Here is a 20,014-nt window from a genome sequence, read left to right as displayed (position 1 = left end):
TCTTTTTGTCTTGAGGAGGAAATTATGGAGTTATTATGGCAATTGGCACTTATTATCGTGGCAGCAAAAAGTGTGGGGTACTTATCACAACGACTCGGGCAACCGAGCGTCCTTGGTGAAATTATCGTTGGTATTTTAATCGGACCAGCCGTTTTCGGTTGGCTGACTTTCTCTCATTCACTCGAAACCTTTAGTGAACTGGGTGTGATTTTCTTAATGTTTTTTGCCGGTTTAGAAACAAACATGAAGGACTTGCGTGACAACCAAAAATCAGCCATCACCGTCGCCGTCTTAGGTGTGATTGCACCCTTTATTGGTGGTTACCTAGTCGGTTATTTGATGGGCTTATCACTGACACATTCTCTGTTCATCGGGATCGTTTTTTCGGCTACGTCAGTCAGCATTTCAGTTCAAACCTTCCGCGAGTTAAATGTTCTTAAAAGTCGTGAAAGCATTACCGTCCTTGGGGCGGCTGTCGTTGATGATGTGCTTGTGATTGTCGGTTTAGCGGTGATGTTAAGTTTAACCGTTGCCGATGATATGAGTTTATCGCTTGTTTTTATTAAACAGCTCGTTTTCTTCATTGTTATTATCCTGATCAGTTGGAAAATTGTGCCACTCATCGCTCGCTTATTCTCAAAATCGAACGATGCTTTTATAGTTTTTGCTGCCATTCTCTGCTTAAGCTTTTCATATTTCGCAGATGCAATGGGCTTAAGCAATATTATTGGTGCCTTCATTGCCGGCTTAGCCTTGTCGGGCATCAAACAAAAAGTGGTCGTTGAAGAGAAATTCGCGCCCGCCATTTTCACCTTATTCGTCCCGGTCTTTTTTGTCGGAATTGGATTATCAGTCGACTTCACCGGTATTGGCTCTCATCTGTTATTATTACTCTTACTAACAGTTGTCGCTATTATTACAAAACTAGTTGGGGCTGCAATTGGGGCACGAGTCACTGGCTTTGATACACGCGGATCGCTCATCATCGGGGCGGCCATGATTTCTCGAGGCGAAGTCGCTTTGATTACTGCCAGTCTCGGCTTGAGTGCGGGTCTCATCTCGCAAAGTTACTTCACACCGATTATAGTCGCGGTCATTATTACGACCTTAGTGACACCACCTTTACTTAAAGCCTTAATTAAACCCGCATAAGATGAACACGTTTTTTTAGTGAAAGTAACAAAACAGCTCCTACTCTATCGATTACTTTCGATAAAGCTGGGGCTGCTTTTTTGTATCTATTTGTCTCTTGCCTGATCGAATCTGTTTTTGGATTAATCCAAATAAAAAAGGATTAGCAAGCATCTATTCTGCCACTAATCCTTTTTTGGTTGCGCTAGATTCCTATGAATCGACTTTTTGTTTCTTTTTATCGTTCATTAAAGTGCAATTTTACCATCGCTATCTGCTGTTTTAAAGATGGCTAAAATGCCTTGGATAATACCAATCACACCTGGTATCCCTGTCCAACAAAAGATTAAGAACAAGATGCCGAGTCCATTTTTACCGGCATAAAATTGATGGAGACCAAAATGACCTAAAAACAAGGCTAGTACTATGTAAATAACTTTATTAACTTCCTTCATTTCCAATCACGCCCCTTTGTATCTTTAGAATATCATGGTTAGTATGTACCTTCAACTTTAACGGTCATGAGAATAGTTTTTCTGCCACTGTTTTATTGAGTGATTTAAACATCTCATTATGCGAAGAAACCATGCCGATTGCATCTGCTTTTGGTTCAACAAATTGTTTGCATTGGTTGATTGCATTAGCAGCATCTTGAAACGTACCGGCAATTAAATTGAGTTTGCCTTCATACGCAATAATGTCGCCTACGGCAAAGATACCGGGGACAGACGTTTCACAATAACCATTGCCTTCGATTAATTGATGTTCGTTCATCTTCACCTTTGCTTGCTCAATGAGGGCGTTATCAATCTCATAGCCGTGATTAACAATCACTTCATCAACATCAACGATTTGCTCCTCACCATCTCGTAACAGCGACACACCACAAATCCGACTGTTATGTTTATCTGAAATAAACGACCGTACAGTTGTATTATACCAACATTCCACCTTATTGTGAGCCAACTTAGCAATATCCGCTTCATGGGCCACTAATTCTGTTTTGCGACAAGCAATGTACACTTTTTTGGCATAGGGTTCAATTTCATTCGCCCAGTCGACGGCCGAATGGCCTCCGCCTGATACAAGCACTGTTTTGCCACGAAAACTTCCGAGCGATTTGACGGTGTAATTGAGGTTGGTCACTTCAAATCGTTCTGCGCCTGTAATCGCAATTTTTTGTGGTGTAATGATGCCACTCCCCACAGCGAATATAACCGTTTTAGAGTAGTGCGGCTGACCCGATGCTGTCATTAATTCGAAGTGATTGTCCTTCTTTGTCACCGAAACGACCTTTTCTTTGAGCACAACAGTTGGGTTAAAGGTATGGGCCTGCGTCACAATTTGGTCAATAAATTGTCCGGCTGGAATCGGTGGTTGTCCGCCAATATCCCAAACGATTTTTTCAGGATAAATTTGTAGTTTTCCACCGAGAGATGCTTGAAAATCAATGACTTTCGTCTTCATTTGACGCAGTCCTGCATAGAAGGTTGAGTAGCACCCTGATGGGCCACCCCCGATAATCGTCACATCATAGAGTTCTTTTTCATCCATTAGACCTAACTCCTTTAGGCGGTTAACCGCGATTGTTATTGACAAGGCTAGTAATTTAAGTTTATTATACACTTAATTGATAACGATTATCAATCTATTATTACTAGATGGGAGTGCGCTGACATGACGCGTTTACATATTTCAAAACTTGACGTCTTTTATGGCTCTAAAAAAACAGTCGAGTCAGTTACCTTAGAACTACCCGATCAAAAAATAACCGCGATTATCGGACCCAACGGTTGCGGTAAATCAACCTTATTAAAAGCCGTTGCACGCATTCTACCTTACGAAAATGGTAGTATCGTCCTCGATGGTGCCGAAATTAAGCAACTGCCCTCATTGGCAATTGCTAAAAAGCTCGCCATTCTACCACAGTCACCTGAAACACCAATCGGTTTAAGTGTTTATGACCTCGTTTCTTACGGGCGTTATCCGCATCAACGTCGCTCTAATAAAGCAGCCGATAAAAAAGTGATTGAGTGGGCCTTAGCAGTCACACAGATTACGTCTTTAAAAGATGCCCTCATTGATGAATTATCGGGCGGTCAACGCCAACGTGTTTGGATCGCGATGGCTTTAGCTCAAGATACTGACTTTATTATTTTAGATGAACCGACAACTTATTTAGACATCGCTCATCAACTCGAGGTATTGGAGTTATTACAGCAGCTAAACATTCAACAACATCGTACAATCGTGATGGTGTTGCACGATTTAAACCAAGCCGCACGCTATGCCGACCATATTGTCGCAATGAAAGAAGGCAAGGTGCTTTATGCCGGCACACCGCAAGAAGTTATGACCAGTCCTAATCTCGCTGCCATTTTCAACATTGAAACAGAAATTGACTGGGATGAACGTTACCATTGTCCACGCTGTATTTCATATAACTTATTGCCAAAAAAAGGAGATTCTCATGAAAACTAAACTTATGCTTGTCTGTATCGCTGCACTCGTCCTTATCTTAACAGGCTGTGGCACTGACGCAGCTAAACACACAACTGCGAAAGCAGAGCCTAAAACATTCACCTATCAATCTGAAGATGGTCCGATTGAACTACCAGCGAAGCCACAGCGTATCGTCGTTTTATCTGGTTTTGCAGGGAACGTTCTTAAATTCAGTGACAAGGTTGTTGGTGTTGATAGCTGGTCAAAAATGAATCCGAACTTCGATAAACAACTTAAAAATGTCACCGAAGTGTCTGAAGACGACCTCGAAAGCATCATTGCCGTTAAACCTGATTTAATCATCGCCCTTCAAACCGTTAAAGGTAAAGAAAAGCTTAAAAAAATCGCCCCCACTGTCCTCTATACGTATGGTAAACTTCCCTACTTAGAACAGGCACTTGAAATTGGTAAGGCGATTAATCAAGAAAAAGCAGCTGCTGCTTGGATTAAAGATTACCAAGCCCGTACCAAAGTAGCGGGTAAAGAAGTGAAGGCGCACATCGGTGAAGATGCGACGATTTCAATCTTAGAAAAATTCAATAAACAAGTGACTGTGTTCGGTGATAACTGGGGCCGCGGTTCTGAAGTTGTCTATCAAGAAATGGGTCTGAAAATGCCTGATATCGTGAAAGAAAAAGCCTTAAAAGCTGGCTACTACACGTTATCTAACGAAGAATTAGGCAACTATATGGGCGACTATGTCATCTTAAGTTCTGCCAGTGATGCCGATAGTTCTTTCCAAAAAACAGCTTCATTTAATGCGATTCCAGCCGTGAAAAACAACCGTGTCATCAATGTGGAATCAGCAACCTTTTATTTCAATGATCCCTTGACGCTTGATTTCCAATTAAAAACAATCAAAGACGCGTTACTAAAAATGAATTAATCACCTTCGGAGGTACTATTTGTGACATCACACCTTAATCGACCACTACGTTTCGTTATTATTAGTGTGATACTCTTACTCTTGCTTGTGTGTGCATTCGCCTTAGGGGCAACAAATTATTCGTTGCCTTACCTTTGGCAGAGCCTGTTTGACGGGGCGCATGCACAAACATTCACAACCCTCCTCGAACTCAGGCTGCCACGTAATGTTGCAGCCTTACTCGTTGGTGCGGCATTAGGAGTATCAGGCTGTATTATGCAAGCAATCACCCGTAATCCTTTAGCTGATCCTGGCTTGCTTGGTTTAAGTGCCGGGGCAAACCTCGGCATTTCACTTGTGATGGCGCTCATCCCAACTTTATCATTTTACGGCATCATGGGGGCCTCTTTTCTCGGAGCCACATTGGGGGCTCTCCTTGTGTTAGGCATGAGCCAATCGCATAGTATTTTCAAAGTTATTCTGGCCGGGGCCGCTATTTCAGCTTTGCTCACCGCCATCGCAGAGGGCATTATGCTGTTAACAAAGTCCTCACAAAGCGTCACAATGTGGACGTCAGGTGGGCTAATTGGGGTGACGTGGGCGGAGGTCAAACTGGTTTTCCCGGTTATTGCCATTGCCTTACTCTGTGCTTTGTTGCTCGCAAAAAAAGTTGGCTTGCTGAGTATGAGCGACGAGGTTGGCATCGGGCTAGGACTTAATATTAAACAAACAAAATTACTGTTATTTTTATTAACAACATTGTTAACCGGGGCTGCCGTTGCCTTAATCGGGAACATGGCCTTTGTCGGTCTCATCGTGCCGCATATTGCCCGCTATGTTATCGGCACAAACTACCGCTATCAATTGCCGATGGCGGCCTTAACTGGGGCCGGCTTACTCTTACTAGCAGATACGTTAAGCCGTGCGCTCAATCCGCCGTTCGAAATTCCGATTGTGGCGATTTTATCGATTGCCGGTTTGCCGTTCTTTTTATTCATCGTTCAACGCGGAGGTGTGACTCATGACTAAACAACAACGACGTCTGCGTTTTAGTGTAATTGCCCTTCTGTTACTTGTCTGTTTTTTTAGCTCGTTGATGGCTGCAAGTCATGCGGTTAGTTTCAACCGCATTTTAGCGACTTTAGTCGGTGATGGTACTATGATGGAAAATTTCATCGTTTGGGAAATCCGCTTACCACGTTTATTTATCGTCTTGTTTGCTGGTATGGCACTTGCCTTATCCGGTGCCCTGCTGCAAACGGTCATTAAAAATGACTTAGCTGATCCGGGTATCATCGGTATTAATGCCGGTGCAGGCGCTGGTATTGCCGTATTCTTCTTATTCGCACCGCTTTCCTTAGCGAATCAATCGTATTTATTGCCCGTGGCCGGCTGTGTTGGCGCAGGCTTAACCGCTACTTTAATCCTCGTCTTATCAAATAACAAAACGAGTGCGATGATTTTAAACGGCATCGGTTTTTCGTTTGCGATGTCTGGCATCATGGTTGTGTTAATGTCACCGACGCGGCAAGAAAAGGTGGATTTTTTGGCGAGTTGGCTCGCCGGTTCCATCTGGGGTACAAGTTGGTTTTATGCCGCGATTTTAGCGGGACTTTGCCTCGTTGTTATCCCGACTATTTTAAGCCAAGTACGACAACTCGATTATTTACAACTGAGCCGTGAATCAATCATTGGACTTGGTATCCCCTTAAAACGGTGGCGCATCGGTTATATTAGCTCCGCTGTTGTGCTAGCTGGTGTCGCTGTATCAATTACAGGTGGTATTTCGTTCATCGGCTTACTTGGCCCGCACATCGCCAAAAATTTAGTCGGCACTAAACACCGGCATTTTTTACCAATGAGCTTGCTAATTGGTGCGATTTTGCTTGTCGCTGCTGACGGCATTGCCCAACGATTGAACATCCCCGCTGGCATTATCGTGGCAATTATTGGCGCACCATATTTCATTTATTTATTGAGGAAAAAGTAAAAGTACGTTAAAGCTGTTTTAACCTGCAGTGATTGGAAAGTTCGAGCTTGCGATTATTTTCTATCGCAAGCAGCGAAGTTGAAATTTACGTGCTGTTAGCTGATGTAACTGGAGAGGTAACAGCGAAATCAAACTGTTAGAACTGTCGAAATTGGAACTACCGAATCGGCCGATTATTTACCGTCGGCAAGTGAGGAGTGAAATTTCCTAAGTGCTGGTTGATTGAGCTGGATAAATAAAAGCGAAATCAAACCGTTAGAAACGAGAATATAAAAAAAAGAAGCTGTTATCACAGCTTCTTTTTTTGACACTCTAACTTTAGTATTCAATTAAACAATTTCCAATAGCGCTGTTAACGACGTCACAGTATAAGTGGGGGTTATGCCTTCAATCAATGGTTTAGCCTCACGATTTAGCCAAATCGATCGCATCCCACTACGATTAGCACCTAATATATCAGTCATCAAATTATCACCAATCATTATTGTTTCTGTGGCTTCAATCGCTAATGTCGCTAAGAGATGTTCAAATAAACGCACATCCGGCTTACCATAGCCGATATCGCCTGAAATGATGATGCTCTCAAAGAAAGGGACTAGCTCAGGAGTTAAACGTAATTTTTCATTTTGTAAACTCGGGGCACCATTCGTTAACAATACCAATTGGTATCTCGCCTGCAGTTCTGCTAAAACAGATAGGCTATCCTCATATAAAAAGGGACTTTGACGGCGCATTGTGATGAAATAAGCGGCACAAGCTTCCGCTAGCTGCCAGTTTTCAATGCCACAAGCTTGTAAGCCTTGATGCCATGCATCATTACGGTAACGAGGAGCCAATCTTTGCAACGCTGAAAAAACAGGTAACGACTCATCAAACTGAGCCCACAAACCTTCAAATGGATTGATTCCAATTTGTTGAGTGAGCGAATAAGTTGGATAACTGGCATAAAGCTTAGTGGCTACCTCTCTCACGGCTTTTTCTAGCAATTCCGCATCAACACCTGTTTGTGCCTTGGCATGCTCACAGGTTAATCTAAAGGCCTCTGAGATACTTTTCTTATCCCATAATAAAGTATCATCTAAATCGAATACTAGCGTTTTGATTGTCATTGACTTCGCTCCCCTACGTTCGTTTTTTTTAGCATAGCATAATTTTCAGCTAAAAAAAACCAACAGTTTGTAGACCAAGTCAGAAAGACGACTTTTTTTGAAAACAACTCAAGTGGCTTTTTCTACGAGCGGACTGCACTTTCAATCATACTATCATTAACGAGCAGAATCCCCACCATCAATTACTAATGCTGCCCCTGTAATATAAGAGGATTCATCCGATGCTAAAAATAGCGCTGCATTGGCGACTTCAACTGCTTTACCTAAACGTTTAAGTGGTGTTGCTGCCACAAGCGCCGCCATACCTGAGGCACCACCAGTAATCAGCGCAATTTTGTCATTTAATCTGTTCATTTCATCAAAAACCCTTTTTTAATAGATTTCACTTCTTAACGAAGTCCCTCCTGCTACTTTACCTCAAATCAGTCCATATGAACCTCTCGAACTATTAAAGGATAATCGCTTTGATAAAGCTTTTTATATCGCTGTAAAATATTGTTTCAACTGTTTTTCAAATAGTTGAAACCCCTTTTTTTGCTCTAGACCCCGTTGTGAAATCATTATCATCTCCACTGTATTTTGTGGGACATCCAATGGTTTAAAGGCTAACGGCTGTTCTTTTTTTCGTGTAGCCTCCACAAACGAATAATCCACACCAAAGGTTGCCGCTCCTTCATGCAATGCCTTCGTTAAGGCATTGGTATTATTTGAACTCAGTCGCAAATTAGGACAACCGTATCGGCAGATGACTTCTTCAAAATACCATAAGATAAAATCATCACGATAGCTTACTAATGGATATGTCAACAATTCCTCAGGGCTGATTTTAGCCTTACGTCCGTAGCGGCTCTCCTTTGGTACAATAGCCAACATCTTGGCTGTTTGTAATCGTTGCGCATTCACACCCGTCAAATCTAACTTCATCTCAGGATGAATCATCAACAGTCCAATATCAAGCTCATTCTGTTGCACCGCTTTAATAATATCAATACCGTTCTTTTCTGCAATCGCTAACTGCACGTCTGGTTGTTGCTGATTAAACTGTGTGCTTATTTGCATCAACAAGTGCATTGCTGTCGGAATCGTCGCTAGCCGAATCACCCCATTGGAACACATCGTTGTTCGCTCGATTTGCTGATGCATATCGCTAACAACCTTCGTGATTTTCTTAGCATATTGAATCACTACTTGACCTTGTGCAGTCGCCTGGCTGCCTTTTTTTGAGCGTTTAAAAATCGATATTGCTAACTCCTTTTCAAGCGCGCTAATTGATTGACTCATCGCAGATAGCGTAATATTAGACTGCTCACTCGCCTTCGTTAATGAACCACTACGGGCGACAGCAATGACATACTCAAATTGTTGTAAATTCATAGTCTCTCCCTTCAGTTTTACTTAAGTTAACTAGCTTCTATGTCTAGTTTACTAAATTTAACATACTCTCACAACGATTTTGTAAGCGTTATCAATCAGTTGGAAACAACCTGTTTATATTCTTAAAAAAAAGACATTGACTCGATTGTCAACGTCTTAATTGCTACTATTTCTTAACTTTTCCTTCTAGCTGCTGTAACAGTGCTTGTATTTGATCATGGCTTTTTGTATTGGTAATGTTTTCCAAGCGTTTTTGGAAATCATCAAACTTACTTTGCGAAAGCTTAGCATCCTGTTTATCTTTCGCTAACCATTTTGTCATATCAGTTCTTAAGTTGTACGTATCCGATAGTTGTTTACTTGCACTTGCCAATGACATTAGACGTTCTTCTTTCCATTTTGAATCAGGAAAAATATCCATCGCGTTAATCGCTGCTTGAATTTTTGCTTGTGTCGCACTATTAGTGACAACACCTTGTTTAATTAAGCGATTGGTCATCTTGTTAGCCTTTTGACGATCTTCAATATCAGGCAACCGCGATTCTAATTCACCTCGTAAAACATCTTCCGAAACATTGTCGATATCTTGACGAAGATCAGTGACTGAAATAGTATTGTCGACATAACCATCCTTATCAACGATTGCTCGCACTTTCTTTGCAATTTTCTCATTATGTGTACTATGCGATTCTTGTGTATAGTAATACGCAGCATACGTGCCTCCACCTACTATTAGCAAGCCAATTAGCAATTTAATTACAAATGCTTTCATACATTCTCATACCCTTCTCTATATAGTGAAGTATTACTTTCATTTTAACACATTTCCACCTGTTTTAATTCCCTCCTTATCACTTTCCTCTCAAACAATTCACCCTATTTCAAATCGAAACCCTTGAAAATTTCCGAGGAAATAAAAAAAAACTGCTACTTGCCTATACAGATAGTTTATTATCAGATAGAATTACAGATATACTTTGTAACAAAGTATTTTCATTCTTTAGAAAAGAGGCGATTATTTGAAAAGTACAACACAAACACCTATTGAAATTAAACATACACAACTATTACTCGGTTTACTAATGGCTGGTTTCATTGGATTATTTGGCGAAACAGCCTTAAACATAGCCTTGAGTCAATTAATGAAAGATTTCACAATTACCCCAAGTACTGTACAATGGCTTAGCACCAGTTACATTTTAGCAATTGGTATCCTAGCACCCTTATCTGGATTACTCCTTAGATGGGTAACCACCCGAAAATTATTATTATCATCTATTCTTATTTTCATCATCGGAACGATTATTTGCGCAACTGCTCCTTTATTTGCGTTTTTATTAATCGGACGGATTATTCAAGGTATCGCAACTGGTATTTTAATCCCACTCATTTTTAACACTGTCCTAATTATTTATCCTCCCGAAAAACGAGGGACAGCAATGGGATTCGTAGGGCTAGTCATTAGTTTCGCACCGGTAATTGGCCCTACTATTTCAGGTTTTTTATTATCTAGTTTATCATGGCGTTGGATTTTCATCGTGATGCTCCCCTTTTTAGCCATCGCTTTCATTGTTTCATATATTTACATGCGAAACATCACCACGGTTACCCGACCAAAAATCGATGCATTATCGGTGGCACTCTCCGTCATCGGTTTTGGTAGTGTTGTGTTTGGTTTTTCATCTGCCGGCGATAAAGGTTGGGGGAGTATCGAGGTTGTTTTCACAATTAGCATCGGTTTAATTGCCCTCGCGCTCTTTACATACCGACAACTAAAAATGGTTATTCCAATTTTAAATTTACGCGTCTTTCAATATAAAAACTTCTCATTAGGCGTGTTGATGATTATTTTAGCATTTGGCATGATTATGGCTGTAATGCTCGTTTTACCGTTGTACTTTATTGATGGACGGCTATTGCCCGCGGCCTTAGTTGGCCTCTGCTTACTTCCTTGTGGGATTGCTAACGGGCTGTTCTCAGCTGTCGCGGGTCGACTATTCGATTCGTTCGGAGCAAAATGGCTCGTTAAGATCGGTGCCTTGCTTGCAGTATTGGCGATGACATTTCTCGTTTTCGCCACTGCAACAACAGCTATCGCAGCGATTATTATTGCAACCGTTGTCTTTATGATTGGCATTCCATTAATTTTTTCACCCGCTCAAACAAACGCGTTGAATCAATTACCACCTGAAATTGCACCGGATGGCACTGCCGTCTTAAACACGATGCAGCAAATCGGTGGTGCGATTGCGATTGCACTAACAATGGTCTTTTTAACCGCTGGAAAAACAGCGTATATCAATTCAGGCGGTGTGAATACAGCCTTTGAGATGATTAACGGCGCCCATTATGTCTTTATCTTTTCGTTGATTATCGCTGCGGTTCTATTCATCCTTTCTCTCTTTGTTAATACGAAAGCTTATGGCAAATAATTCACCCATACATTATATAAAACAAAAAAAGCCATTATCGATATTTCGATAATGGCTTTTTCTAGTTACATTATTCCGCTGGTTTTAATGTCCAGTCAAGTGTTGTTGCATATGTGCCAGCTGCGGTTGCTTTCGGTGCAGCTAATGTTGGGTTTAATTCAATTGTATGTTCAAAACGTGATCCGTTTGCTACGAGTTGATTTTCTTCCGACACTGCGACTGTTTCAGCTGTTACGCCTGCATTTGCTGTCGCTGCTAAGTTAATTTGCAAGCCTTGTTCTGTGAAACTTTTAGCATCGACGGGCGCTGTTTCTTTCACTGTTAAATCCCAATTTTCATCAATCCCACGGTAATCATTGATGCCGATAATTGCCTCTGCTTTAGCGCCTACTGTTTGCGCTTCGCCCGTTAAAGTAATGTCTTCAAAAGCAATCGTTGGTGCGATTTCTGAGAATGTTAACTCCCCACCTTTTAAAGTTACACTTGCTGCTGTCGAACCGTCACGCACCTCATCTGCTGATACAGTTGCTACGCTTACTCCGATTGTTCCGACGGTTAAACCAATGGCCATTAATTGTGCTAATTTCATATTATATTCCTTCTCTCTGATTAATTTTTTTATTTGTTTACTCATTTGCTACTTATTCTGCTGGTTTTAATGTCCAGTCAAGTGTTGTTGCATATGTGCCAGCTGCGGTTGCTTTCGGTGCAGCTAATGTTGGGTTTAAGTCAATTGCATGTTCAAAACGTGATCCGTTTGCTACGAGTTGATTTTCTTCCGACACTGCGACTGTTTCAGCTGTTACGCCTGCATTTGCTGTCGCTGCTAAGTTAATTTGCAAGCCTTGTTCTGTGAAACTTTTAGCATCGACGGGCGCTGTTTCTTTCACTGTTAAATCCCAATTTTCATCAATCCCACGGTAATCATTGATGCCGATAATTGCCTCTGCTTTAGCGCCTACTGTTTGCGCTTCGCCCGTTAAAGTAATGTCTTCAAAAGCAATCGTTGGTGCGATTTCTGAGAATGTTAACTCCCCACCTTTTAAAGTTACACTTGCTGCTGTCGAACCGTCACGCACCTCATCTGCTGATACAGTTGCTACGCTTACTCCGATTGTTCCGACGGTTAAACCAATGGCCATTAATTGTGCTAATTTCATATTATATTCCTTCTCTCTGATTAATTTTTTTATTTGTTTACTCATTTGCTACTTATTCTGCTGGTTTTAATGTCCAGTCAACTGTTGTTGCATATGTGCCAGCTGTTAAATCTTTCGGCACATCTAATGTTGGGTTTAGGTTCACCTTTGTTTCAAAACGTTTACCAGCAGCAAAAATTTCATTTTCTGAAGATACTACTACGTCTTGAGCGATTCCATTATTATCGATTTCAGGCGATAATTTTATTTGTAAGCCTTGTTCGCTAAAACTTTTATCGGTTGGTGTTTCTTTTACTAGTAAATCCCAAAATGTATCCACACCTCGATAATCGTTAATCCCTAGTTCAGCTATCGCTTTCGTACCGACTGTTTTAGCTTCGCCTGTTAAAGTAATGTCTTCAAAAGCAATCGTTGGTGCGATTTCTGAGAATGTTAACTCCCCACCTTTCAAAGTTACACTTGCTGCTGTCGAACCGTCACGCACCTCATCTGCTGATACAGTTGCTACGCTTACTCCGATTGTTCCGACGGTTAAACCAATGGCCATTAATTGTGCTAATTTCATATTATATTCCTTCTCTCTGATTAATTTTTTTATTTGTTTACTCATTTGCTACTTATTCTGCTGGTTTTAATGTCCAGTCAAGTGTTGTTGCATATGTGCCAGCTGCGGTTGCTTTCGGTGCAGCTAATGTTGGGTTTAAGTCAATTGTATGTTCAAAACGTGATCCGTTTGCTACGAGTTGATTTTCTTCCGACACTGCGACTGTTTCAGCTGTTACGCCTGCATTTGCTGTCGCTGCTAAGTTAATTTGCAAGCCTTGTTCTGTGAAACTTTTAGCATCGACGGGCGCTGTTTCTTTCACTGTTAGATCCCAATTTCCATCAATCCCACGGTAATCATTGATGCCGATAATTGCCTCTGCTTTAGCGCCTACTGTTTGCGCTTCGCCCGTTAAAGTAATGTCTTCAAAAGCAATCGTTGGTGCGATTTCTGAGAATGTTAACTCCCCACCTTTCAAAGTTACACTTGCTGCTGTCGAACCGTCACGCACCTCATCTGCTGATACAGTTGCTACGCTTACTCCGATTGTTCCGACGGTTAAACCAATGGCCATTAATTGTGCTAATTTCATATTATATTCCTTCTCTCTGATTATATTTTTTACTACAATAGGCTCCTAAAATGACTATTCCCCAACCGATAATACTGAATATTCCGTTATTATCACCTGTCTGTGGCAATCGAACATACTCAATACTAATATTTTCGGTGTATTCCTTCTGCGTATGATTGTCGACATAATAACTAATATTACCTATGCTATCCTGTTTATTTACCTGTTTTTCAATCACTAGCGGTGGTGTTAATACGGCACCTGTTTCATCTGTCAGATGTTGATCAAATACGCTTACTGACACTTTTGTTTCAGCCTCATCAAAAACCATTGCCTTCACACCACCAACACTAGCACTAGCACCCATACTACAAAGAACAAGAAGCAAAACGACAACTGTTTTTTTCATCATTTATTCCTCCCCTAATATGAGCGACCACTCAAGTGTGGAATGATATGTTTTATCCGCTTTTAAATTATTATGAGCAGGTAGTTGTAATAAGACACCTTGCTCAGCTCCCCAACTTATTGAGGTGTTATCCGGTTGATTCTCTATTTTATCTTGACTATATATTGTGATATTTTCCGTTAAATAGCTCCTGTTGTTCTGATAATCGACAAATGTCATATATTGATCCAACTCTTGCTCACCTGATACTTTCAAATTGATGTGCCAATTTGTTTTCAAACTGTCCATTCGTGTATCATCTACTTCTAACTGCCAATCATCAATTGCGCGTTCGACAGTTGTTTCACTAGGATTGAACGTATAGTCTTTAAAATTCATCGTCGTCGGTACCTTCATTGAAATATCACCGTCGTCGACTTCAATCGTAATTGGCTGATCGTAACGAATTACATTATTTTCTCCTAGTTGCTCTTCAACTAACACTTTACCTGCTTGCAAGCCTGTTTCAGCTGTATTCGGATAAGAACTAAACCCTTTCAGCGATACATTGCCCGGTAATTTCCCATGATAAAACGCATGGATCATAGCATCTAACTCACTCAATGATGTTAATCGTGAAACAGGAACTGTTTTAACTTCTAAATGCGCTGCTGCAACCGTTGAGAATTTTTTATTTTGATACAGATAATAGATTGCTTGTTCATGAATTCGATTGTTATCGATGAAGGCTATTTTTTTACCATCATTATAGGTTTCTAACAAATTAGTGTTTTCAGCCATGCCATCCGTTGCTACTTTAATAACACTTCCCTCCGGCAATTCCTTACCGATTGGCAACGATTTAAAGGAGTCAATCGCATCCGTCGCTTTTAATTGTGCTTCTTCACTTGGTGTGCTCTCATTTAAAATCGGATTATCTAACTCTGGTTTATAAACCGCTATCGAGATATTATTGCCTACTACTTTTGTCACATTACGATCATCAATATCGACTAAATCAAGTTTTCCATCGTTAACCGTCACTCCACCAATAATTTGATTATCGGTATTGGTTAATTGGATGGCTGTTCCCATTTTAACTGTGACTGGGACAGTCAGCTCTAAGTCACTATGATACTTCTCACTAAAAATCCGAATCGCAACTTCACTTGTTCCAACTGCATTGGCCGAAAAAGTTGAAACTAATTCAACCTCATAATCCGTGCTATCAATCGCATCGCCACTTAAGGTTGTCACGTCTTTGACCCATTGTTTGAGGACTACTTTAGGAATGTCTTGTCCGAGCACGAGTGTTTGAGCAACCGGTTGTGCGACTAACGTCTCAAACACCTCAAATGGGACGGTTACAATCGTTTGTTGTCCGTATTCATCTGTTAATTGAATGGTAGCCTCAGCTGGCCCTAAGACGCTTGTATCTGGTTGTGTTAAAAATGTCGCGGTGACTTTCCCTGCACTTGTTTTAACGTTATAGTAATCACTCACCTCTAACGAAACTGTGCTACCGTATGCCAGTCGTGTTGTTTCTTCTTTTGGTGTCACGACAAGTTCCGGAGCTGGCTCGGCAAAATTGAGATTCACCGGACCAATACCCCTTCCACTTCGGACTTCTTCTTCATCTTCAATTTGTGTCCAACCTAACAAAGCCATTTTACGATACGTTCGTAACGAATGTTGTACTGAGTACATGAAATTAAGTGTCGTGTTAGTCGGTGCATTTTTTAACTTAGTGAACGTTAGTTTTCCATTTTGGCTACCGTTGTCTTTATACGTCACTCGAACTGTGTCGTCATTTGTAAGATAAATATCGGTGATTCCAACCATACCAGAGAAACGTATATTCGCATTATTTGGTAAATAATAAAAGTCTGGAATTAATTTAACGTTCGGAACTACAATTTCAAGTGTGCTGCCTTTTAAATAACCTAATTTTTTTGGATTCTCACTAATCGCTGCTCTGACAGCTCTTTGAAGCGCCTCTCTATTTGCATCGGCTAATTCACGCGCCTCAAGATAATAAGAATAGTTACCTCGTAAAGTCGGCCCACTGTTACTCGCCATTTTTTCGCTTTGTGTCACAAGCGGTTTATCTATCACCGCTTCACTACCTGTTAGACTCGAATTATTTATTTTGGTTTCGTTCGAATCAACTTCACTATTCTCTGCCTGTATACTATTATTTTCACCATTATCTGATGGTAATGTCGTTTGTGCTTCCACTGGTGATACCATCACTACTAAGCTCGCACACATGATTAACTGTAATAGTCCGGATCGCTTCATCTTACTCCACCTCATTTCGCTGTTTGTTTTTTTTCAATAAAATAATAATGATCATTAAAATTAAGACTGCAATAATGCCCAACAAGATATACATTTTCAGTGAATTCGTGTTTTTTTCTTTTTCATCGACAGATGTCGCATTAAGGGTATCTGCTTCCTCTTTATCAATCGTTAATGCCTCTGTCCATGTTTTCTCAAAACCATCCGCGATTACTTTCAGGGTCACCTGATAGGTTCCTACTTCAAATGGTTTATCAAGTGCCCATTGTAAGTCTGCCGTTGATTTCGGAGCGAATTTCAGGTTGTTTTTCTTATTTTCGTAATAGGTCGTATCTGTCTTGTCTTTTTGCACTTGCAATGACATTTCTATATTGCGTAAAATCGCGCCTTTTGGATTTTCTAACACAGTTACCAATCGATTGCGTAAACCTGTTTGGCTAATCGTGACTTTTTTCAAATTCAATTTGGCCTGTTGTTGATCCGTTTTCGTTTGTAGCTTGATGGGGATAATGTAGCTGTACTTATTTTGAATATTACTTTCTGATTTAGCGGCACTCACTTGTTCAATCTTAATGCCACCTAACATTAACCCATCAATACCAGACATTGGAATCTTCACTTCAACATTGAGTGTTTTTTCTGACTGAGCAGCAATGCTCCCTGCCTCATCTGCTGTCGCTATATTAGTAAATGTATCTTTTTGTTTCTTTTGTTCGACCTTATTTTTGTAATCAATGATTCCATTACTATTCGTTACCCCTGCAACAACAACACTGTTTAGTTGCATTGCCTTTTTACTCTTGTTTTTTAAAATCACCTGTATTATTTGAGTACTACCTGGCTTGACTAATAGGTCAAATTGATCGGTTATATTTTTTTGTTGATTTTCTGGCAAGACTGGTGTTACTGTATACATAGGGCCTTTATTGTCCGAGGCATAAACATTTCCCCCTCCGATAAACATGCTTATAAATACAATAGCTACTAAAAAATTTTTCATCTTATCCTCCCTAACCTTATCCTTATAAAAGAGCAGTGATTTATGAAATTCCAAATTTCTCAGCTGTTTATACTAATCTTTTTTCTAAAAAACATCACTTTTGCTCTCTATCTAAATATAACTTTACATTATCCTGTAATGACACGATAGCCCATTATCTGTAAAAAAATTAACACGAATTGCAACAGCCGAACTGGGGTATAGTATTAGGAGTATTGAAAGGAGTCATATCATGCATAAAATTCTCGATAAGCAAGAAGGCTATAGTTTACAATGTTTACGTTATTTTGCCCGTAATAAACGTTCCACTTCGATTGACCTGCAGAAAATGTCTGAGGCACTGGATTGGAACCGACGTGCTTTAGCTAAAAATTTGGATTGTCTCCAAGACGATATCCAAAAGAATGATTGGGGAACTCATTTGAATTTCACTTATAATACCTCAAGCATTACATTAGAAATATCCCCCCTTTTTTCAATTGACTTTTTTGCAACGCATTATATTGAAACTAATATTCAATTCCAATTTTGTCATGCCATTTTTAATGATGAATTCGTTAGCTTTCAAGATTTCACTGATAATAATTTCATTACAAAAGCAACAATGTATCGTAAATTAAATCGTTTGAAAGAGTTACTTGAAGCCTTTGAAGTTTCACTCGACTTAACTAAACACGAGCGATTAATTGGTGAAGAACATCAAATTCGTTATTTTTTTTACTGTTTATTCACCGATGCTTACCACTTTTTAACAGACTTCGCTCATAACGTTGACTCCAATTTATTGGATGATTTATTAGCAAACATACATGCCCATACACCTTTGATGCCTTATTCAAGTTTATTAAAGCTACGAACCTTTTTAGCCATTACCATCTCTCGTATTAAACAAGGATTCATTTTAGATCATTCATCACCGTTACCTGATATTTCGACTGTTATCTTAACCAAGACAGATGTTGAGGCTTGGGTAGCTAACACTTTTTCAACAGTGCTCGGCTTAACTGATGAGCAAGTGGCAGCTGAAGTTAATGGCATGCATTTTATGATTTCAACACTCAATGTGTATCCGCTCGCTTACTTTGAAAACATTAATTTCACACCGTTTAATGCGGCTTCACTTTTCAAAGTTGAAGCTGAACAGTTTATTAATTGCTATTGTGACTACTTTAATAAATCATTAACAGCAACGGAATATGCCCACTTACAAGTTAATTTAATCGCGATTAACGCGCATATCAAGCATGTTAAAGGCTCAGAACATAATTCACGCATGCAACTCAACTTAAAAACAGTAATGGAACGTCATCCACTTACGTTTGAGACTTGTGCTTCTTTTTTCACTTATTTAGAAGAACAAACCCATATTGTACTCAACAATGCAAGTAAGGTTCAATATTTCTTACTACTTCGTGATGCTATCCGCTTCATGCATAAACCTTTACGTGTCTGTCTTTTATCAAAAATAACAGACTCTCAACATGTTTTTTTAAAAACTATCTTACAACAATCAACACAAATACCGTTACAATTCATTCCATATCCTGATGAAACTGTTGATTTGTATATTTCAGACTTTCAAGTGCAACATCTTGAAGAACGCTACCCCAACGCACTGTTTTATTTCTGGTCTTCAATGCCAGAAGAACAGGAATGGGTCTATATCTTAGATATCTTACATAAAACCTATCATGAAAAAGGAGTCGCTACCCTTATTACGACACAAAAAAAAGGTTAGAGGACTATGTCCTCTAACCTTTTTCATTTAGTCTTCGTTACTGTTTGTCGGTACATCTGATAATGACCAAATCAATGATGAACTGTATTGATCTTGTGTTTTAATTGCTTTGCCTGGAACTGCTAAGGTTACCGCAGAGTTCCGCATCACATCAAACTCTGTTGGAAGCGTTGCTTCTGCTGTTTCAGTCGCCTCAGTTCCTGGTTTCCAATCTTTTCCAGCCATGACTGTTGGTTTTTCGCCAACTGATGAGCCGAATTTAGCTAACCATACACCCGAACCTTCTTGAGCTTGTGCTGAGAAAACAACTGCAGGCGTGCCTGGTGTTAATACAATTGCACTCGGAACATTTGATGGCGCAGTCACAGTTGATCCGGCCACTGTACTAACCGTACTCGAACCTAAGGTGATTACTGCACCTTCCAAAACCTTATTTGCAGTCGATGTTAATTGGCGTTCCTGTGTCACTTGCAATGTCCAACCTGCTTCAGTTCCACGATTATCGGTTACTTGCACGTAGTTGGGACGATACTCAGTTCCTGAAGTCAATTCAATTTCTTGGGCATAGGCTGAATAGATCTCATCCTTGGTGGTGATTTTACTTGTTCCGAATTGTAAACTAGAAGCAAAGTCAATGCTGAGTGGTCCAGCTGTTCCTTCGCCTGGTCCCTCTGGATTGGTTGGGTCAATCGGTACAATCGGATTGGTTGGATCAGGATTTTCTGGATCGACCGGTAAAGTGGGGTCTGTACTTGTAATAAAGTTGACGACCGCGTTTGAGTTGTAACTTCCACCCTCAGCAGCATGCGTTGTTGTTACACCTGTCACGGTAGCTGGTACGAGTAATGCTGCGATTGCGAGTGTTTTTCCAAATGTCATTTTCATTTTTAAAATCTCCCTTTTTAG

At 40.2% G+C, this 20,014-nt stretch carries 20 protein-coding genes and 1 pseudogene; 7 read left to right on the top strand and 14 right to left on the bottom strand.

The features are described 5' to 3' along the window. The first annotated feature begins 24 nt into the window (after window positions 1-24). Window positions 25-1,152, top strand: coding sequence for a cation:proton antiporter (locus ACJYYY_RS01945; RefSeq protein ID WP_035315491.1), 1,128 nt, complete (start codon window positions 25-27; stop codon window positions 1,150-1,152). 227 nt (window positions 1,153-1,379) lie between these two features. Here ACJYYY_RS01945 and ACJYYY_RS01940 read toward each other — a convergent pair whose 3' ends face one another. Together ACJYYY_RS01940 and ACJYYY_RS01935 are read right to left on the bottom strand one after the other, a co-directional pair. Next, window positions 1,380-1,586 carry a TM2 domain-containing protein gene (locus ACJYYY_RS01940; RefSeq protein ID WP_035315493.1) on the bottom strand — a complete coding sequence of 69 codons (207 nt, stop codon included), beginning with the start codon at window positions 1,584-1,586 and terminating at the stop codon, window positions 1,380-1,382. Between the two features lie 64 nt (window positions 1,587-1,650). After that, a complete protein-coding gene (locus ACJYYY_RS01935; RefSeq protein ID WP_408869041.1) occupies window positions 1,651-2,685 on the bottom strand; it encodes an NAD(P)/FAD-dependent oxidoreductase in 1,035 nt (344 codons plus the stop codon). 123 nt (window positions 2,686-2,808) lie between these two features. Between ACJYYY_RS01935 and ACJYYY_RS01930 the strand changes: the two genes are divergently transcribed. From ACJYYY_RS01930 to ACJYYY_RS01915, 4 genes are read left to right on the top strand one after another with little or no spacing between them, the layout of a single operon-like run. Further along, a complete protein-coding gene (locus ACJYYY_RS01930; RefSeq protein ID WP_408869040.1) occupies window positions 2,809-3,612 on the top strand; it encodes an ABC transporter ATP-binding protein in 804 nt (267 codons plus the stop codon). Beyond that, complete coding sequence (locus tag ACJYYY_RS01925; RefSeq protein WP_035315496.1) at window positions 3,602-4,519, top strand: ABC transporter substrate-binding protein; 918 nt, start codon at window positions 3,602-3,604, stop codon at window positions 4,517-4,519. Before ACJYYY_RS01930 ends, ACJYYY_RS01925 begins: the two co-directional genes overlap by 11 nt. A gap of 21 nt (window positions 4,520-4,540) precedes the next feature. Then, complete coding sequence (locus ACJYYY_RS01920; RefSeq protein ID WP_035315498.1) at window positions 4,541-5,527, top strand: iron ABC transporter permease; 987 nt, start codon at window positions 4,541-4,543, stop codon at window positions 5,525-5,527. Next, window positions 5,520-6,488: an iron ABC transporter permease gene (locus tag ACJYYY_RS01915; RefSeq protein WP_035315500.1), complete on the top strand. Its 969-nt coding sequence runs from the start codon at window positions 5,520-5,522 to the stop codon at window positions 6,486-6,488. The genes ACJYYY_RS01920 and ACJYYY_RS01915 overlap by 8 nt, the downstream gene beginning before the upstream one ends. Window positions 6,489-6,817: 329 nt before the next feature. Here the strand turns inward: ACJYYY_RS01915 and ACJYYY_RS01910 are convergent, their stop codons facing one another. The 4 genes and pseudogenes from ACJYYY_RS01910 to ACJYYY_RS01895 form a co-directional block, all read right to left on the bottom strand. Beyond that, a complete protein-coding gene (locus tag ACJYYY_RS01910) occupies window positions 6,818-7,597 on the bottom strand; it encodes an HAD family hydrolase (protein WP_035315502.1) in 780 nt (259 codons plus the stop codon). A 156-nt stretch (window positions 7,598-7,753) separates the two neighbouring features. Next, a pseudogene (locus ACJYYY_RS01905) lies at window positions 7,754-7,900 on the bottom strand (SDR family oxidoreductase); the annotation flags it as partial. Window positions 7,901-8,074: 174 nt separating this feature from the next. Then, a complete protein-coding gene (locus ACJYYY_RS01900; RefSeq protein ID WP_035315505.1) occupies window positions 8,075-8,971 on the bottom strand; it encodes a LysR family transcriptional regulator in 897 nt (298 codons plus the stop codon). 166 nt (window positions 8,972-9,137) lie between these two features. Further along, a complete protein-coding gene (locus tag ACJYYY_RS01895) occupies window positions 9,138-9,743 on the bottom strand; it encodes a hypothetical protein (RefSeq protein WP_035315507.1) in 606 nt (201 codons plus the stop codon). A 247-nt stretch (window positions 9,744-9,990) separates the two neighbouring features. On the opposite strand from ACJYYY_RS01895, the gene ACJYYY_RS01890 reads away from it, so the two are divergent. Further along, on the top strand, window positions 9,991-11,403 hold the full coding sequence (locus ACJYYY_RS01890) for a DHA2 family efflux MFS transporter permease subunit (RefSeq protein WP_408869039.1): 1,413 nt from the start codon (window positions 9,991-9,993) through the stop codon (window positions 11,401-11,403). Window positions 11,404-11,473: 70 nt separating this feature from the next. Here ACJYYY_RS01890 and ACJYYY_RS01885 read toward each other — a convergent pair whose 3' ends face one another. From ACJYYY_RS01885 to ACJYYY_RS01855, 7 genes are read right to left on the bottom strand one after another with little or no spacing between them, the layout of a single operon-like run. Next, window positions 11,474-11,992 carry a hypothetical protein gene (locus tag ACJYYY_RS01885; RefSeq protein WP_408869038.1) on the bottom strand — a complete coding sequence of 173 codons (519 nt, stop codon included), beginning with the start codon at window positions 11,990-11,992 and terminating at the stop codon, window positions 11,474-11,476. A 52-nt stretch (window positions 11,993-12,044) separates the two neighbouring features. After that, complete coding sequence (locus ACJYYY_RS01880; RefSeq protein ID WP_035315912.1) at window positions 12,045-12,563, bottom strand: hypothetical protein; 519 nt, start codon at window positions 12,561-12,563, stop codon at window positions 12,045-12,047. A gap of 52 nt (window positions 12,564-12,615) precedes the next feature. Next, complete coding sequence (locus tag ACJYYY_RS01875; RefSeq protein WP_408869037.1) at window positions 12,616-13,128, bottom strand: hypothetical protein; 513 nt, start codon at window positions 13,126-13,128, stop codon at window positions 12,616-12,618. 52 nt (window positions 13,129-13,180) lie between these two features. After that, a complete protein-coding gene (locus ACJYYY_RS01870) occupies window positions 13,181-13,699 on the bottom strand; it encodes a hypothetical protein (protein WP_156921252.1) in 519 nt (172 codons plus the stop codon). A gap of 1 nt (window position 13,700) precedes the next feature. Then, entirely contained in the window at window positions 13,701-14,090 is a 390-nt protein-coding gene (locus ACJYYY_RS01865; protein ID WP_408869036.1) for an LPXTG cell wall anchor domain-containing protein, read from the bottom strand. A gap of 3 nt (window positions 14,091-14,093) precedes the next feature. Continuing rightward, window positions 14,094-16,370, bottom strand: a complete 2,277-nt coding sequence (locus ACJYYY_RS01860; RefSeq protein ID WP_035314554.1) for a hypothetical protein — start codon at window positions 16,368-16,370, stop codon at window positions 14,094-14,096. 1 nt (window position 16,371) lies between these two features. Next, window positions 16,372-17,370 carry a WxL protein host-binding domain-containing protein gene (locus ACJYYY_RS01855; protein ID WP_408869035.1) on the bottom strand — a complete coding sequence of 333 codons (999 nt, stop codon included), beginning with the start codon at window positions 17,368-17,370 and terminating at the stop codon, window positions 16,372-16,374. A gap of 232 nt (window positions 17,371-17,602) precedes the next feature. Between ACJYYY_RS01855 and ACJYYY_RS01850 the strand changes: the two genes are divergently transcribed. Continuing rightward, on the top strand, window positions 17,603-19,108 hold the full coding sequence (locus tag ACJYYY_RS01850) for a helix-turn-helix domain-containing protein (protein WP_408869034.1): 1,506 nt from the start codon (window positions 17,603-17,605) through the stop codon (window positions 19,106-19,108). Between the two features lie 27 nt (window positions 19,109-19,135). Here ACJYYY_RS01850 and ACJYYY_RS01845 read toward each other — a convergent pair whose 3' ends face one another. Further along, on the bottom strand, window positions 19,136-19,993 hold the full coding sequence (locus ACJYYY_RS01845) for a WxL domain-containing protein (protein WP_035314560.1): 858 nt from the start codon (window positions 19,991-19,993) through the stop codon (window positions 19,136-19,138). Between the last annotated feature and the right edge of the window lie 21 nt (window positions 19,994-20,014).

Source organism: Brochothrix campestris (assembly GCF_046058945.1).
GTDB lineage: Bacteria > Bacillota > Bacilli > Lactobacillales > Listeriaceae > Brochothrix > Brochothrix campestris.
Note: the sequence above shows the minus strand (reverse complement) of the source record. Positions and strands in the feature narration are given on the sequence as shown.